Source organism: Stenotrophomonas sp. 05L44_2, assembly GCF_056665995.1.
Map to the genome: position 1 here is coordinate 1 of NZ_JBFTNR010000747.1, position 2000 is coordinate 2000.

5 protein-coding genes are annotated in these 2000 nt (G+C 65.1%); 3 read left to right on the forward strand and 2 right to left on the reverse strand.

Annotated elements, in window-relative coordinates; genetic code table 11:
- Window positions 1–96 precede the first annotated feature (96 nt).
- Complete coding sequence (locus tag AC1VAN_RS20125) at window positions 97–333, forward strand: hypothetical protein (protein ID WP_059064236.1); 237 nt, start codon at window positions 97–99, stop codon at window positions 331–333.
- A 53-nt stretch (window positions 334–386) separates the two neighbouring features.
- Here AC1VAN_RS20125 and AC1VAN_RS20130 read toward each other — a convergent pair whose 3' ends face one another.
- Together AC1VAN_RS20130 and AC1VAN_RS20135 are read right to left on the reverse strand one after the other, a co-directional pair.
- Window positions 387–833: a hypothetical protein gene (locus tag AC1VAN_RS20130; protein ID WP_442251090.1), complete on the reverse strand. Its 447-nt coding sequence runs from the start codon at window positions 831–833 to the stop codon at window positions 387–389.
- Window positions 830–1300, reverse strand: a complete 471-nt coding sequence (locus AC1VAN_RS20135; RefSeq protein WP_032974704.1) for a BLUF domain-containing protein — start codon at window positions 1298–1300, stop codon at window positions 830–832. Before AC1VAN_RS20135 ends, AC1VAN_RS20130 begins: the two co-directional genes overlap by 4 nt.
- Window positions 1301–1475: 175 nt before the next feature.
- Here AC1VAN_RS20135 and AC1VAN_RS20140 point away from each other — a divergent pair, with 175 nt between their 5' ends.
- A complete protein-coding gene (locus AC1VAN_RS20140) occupies window positions 1476–1745 on the forward strand; it encodes a hypothetical protein (RefSeq protein ID WP_025874499.1) in 270 nt (89 codons plus the stop codon).
- A gap of 147 nt (window positions 1746–1892) precedes the next feature.
- Window positions 1893–2000: DUF892 family protein (locus tag AC1VAN_RS20145; protein ID WP_480986566.1), on the forward strand; the 108-nt coding region annotated here is incomplete at its 3' end.

Below are 2000 nucleotides of genomic sequence, written 5' to 3' on the forward strand. Positions count from 1 at the left end.
AGAGGCAGATTTCAGCCGGTGCGCTGCCGCCCCCGTCACGCCCGCACAACGCGCTCAACGCTAGAAACAAGAGGTTTCCTACTCTGGAGAGTGGCCATGCGGGTACTGCTGCTGTGTGCCGTGGCGACGATGGCATTGTCGGCTTGCAACCAAGGCGAACCGACCGATAAGGCACAACATGCCGATGCGGTTCGGCAAACCCCGCCAGCGGCCAGCGCGCCGGCGCGCAACGTGCCCGGCGGCGGCAGCGGCACCGCCGCCTCCGAAGACCAGGCCTCGGGGCCGGAGGCCGAACGCGGGAAAGAAGCCGCGCCGCCCCCGCCCAAGCGCTAGGGGCAGCCAGCCGCGAAGCCCCCGATCCGGGGGCGCCCGCGGAACAAGCGAATCTACTCGACCCGTTCAAGCACGATGCGGACGAACGGTATCCAGTCATCGCCGACCCGATGCTCCCATTCCCCGGTCAGCAACTGCCGGTCGCTGCTGATCACGCCGTCGAACCGCTGGGACTGGCCCTGGATGGTGTACCTGCCGCCATCAAGTCGTGAAGTGAAATCGCTGGTGCCACCATCAGCGTCGTAGCTGCGGCTGAAGAAACCACCGGATTCAACATCGACGCCGATGATTTCCGTGGAGCGCACACGCTGCCCGTCCATCATCGCGTCGACCTCATGCACCAGGAAGTGACCATTGGGCATCCACGTGTAAACGTCCGATGCGAACGACACCCCGCCCGTGCTGCCGTCGGGTTGCAGCGCGATGAGGGTGGTCTCCCACACTCCGGCAAGAACGTCCAGCCGGCGGTGGTGTCCGCTGTGGAAAGTGGTTTGTGTCATGGCGACTCCGTACTGGGTGCGGCGGCATAGGGTTCAACCAGGGCGCGCAGCAGCTCCATGCCCGTGGCAGTAGTGTTGGGGGCAGCGGTGCCTTCGCGCTGGACGAAACCGGTCCAGTCCGCACCGGCCACCCGCCTCAGCTCCGTCGGTTCCACCGGCAGCCAACGCATGGGCCAGAAAGGCAGGCGTCTCTGCCCCACCCTGCCGCGCTGCAGTTCGATCAGGCCGCTGTGGCTGCTGGCACCCAGCACCCGGGAATATGCCACCTGCAGGCCATCGTCCGGGCCTTCCATGTATTGCACAAAGCGCGCGCCATCGAACAGCAGTACGCCCGTGACGCCGGCATCACGGTTGAAACGTGCTGCGTCATCCACGATTCCGCACAGCCTGCCCCCGGTCTGGCCCAGCCGGCTGGCAGCAATATCCGCTGCTGCCTCGCTGGTATATACAACGGCTCTGATGGGCACGTTCGACCTCCCTGCAGTGGGCTCCCAACCGTAGCAGAAGGCCGGTTGAGGCAGCGCAGCAGGCGCAGCCTGAAACAGAACAATTCAGTGAAATGTGAAAACGAACCCGAAAAGGATTCACGCCATGCACTGCTGCCCCATGGCATGAAACAGGTCCGCCCGCGAGATCGACTTCATGCCTGACACCGGACTCTTCTACGTCTTTTCAGTGGACTACGCGACCGATGCACGAGGCTGCATCGATCAGGTCACCGCTATCGCCTTCCGCTGCAACCAGTGCCACCACGTGTCCCGCGCCGACGCGGAGCTCAAGCGGATGACAGGGGGCACGCTGCTGACCTGCGGAAGGTGCGGCTCTCACCAGGCCGTCAGCAATGCGCGCCTGGTGGACGGCGAACACCTGGCGGCAACCGGCCACTCTGCAGCAGCGGCCGACCCACGCTGAGCTTGGTTCCGACGCGCGCCCAGTGCCCGGCGTGAGGGGAATGCATGCATCTGCGCGCTCGATGCGCATCCGCCGTTCACTGCATCTACCCCGCACCCCAACACCGGCCGGGATAGCCTCGTCGCTCCTTCCCTGCTGGAGCGCACCATGGCCATCAAGACCGCTGAAGACCTTTTCATCCACGAACTGTCCGACATCTACAGTGCAGAGAAGCAGCTGACCAAGGCCCTGCCGCGCCTCGCCCGGGCCGCAGAG

Bases quoted from the DNA above. Each gene is read 5' to 3' on its own strand.
- AC1VAN_RS20140 (WP_025874499.1), top strand. From the start codon at position 1,476: ATGCCTGACACCGGACTCTTCTACGTCTTTTCAGTGGACTACGCGACC.
- AC1VAN_RS20125 (WP_059064236.1), top strand. From the start codon at position 97: ATGCGGGTACTGCTGCTGTGTGCCGTGGCGACGATGGCATTGTCGGCT.
- AC1VAN_RS20130 (WP_442251090.1), bottom strand. From the start codon at position 833: ATGACACAAACCACTTTCCACAGCGGACACCACCGCCGGCTGGACGTT.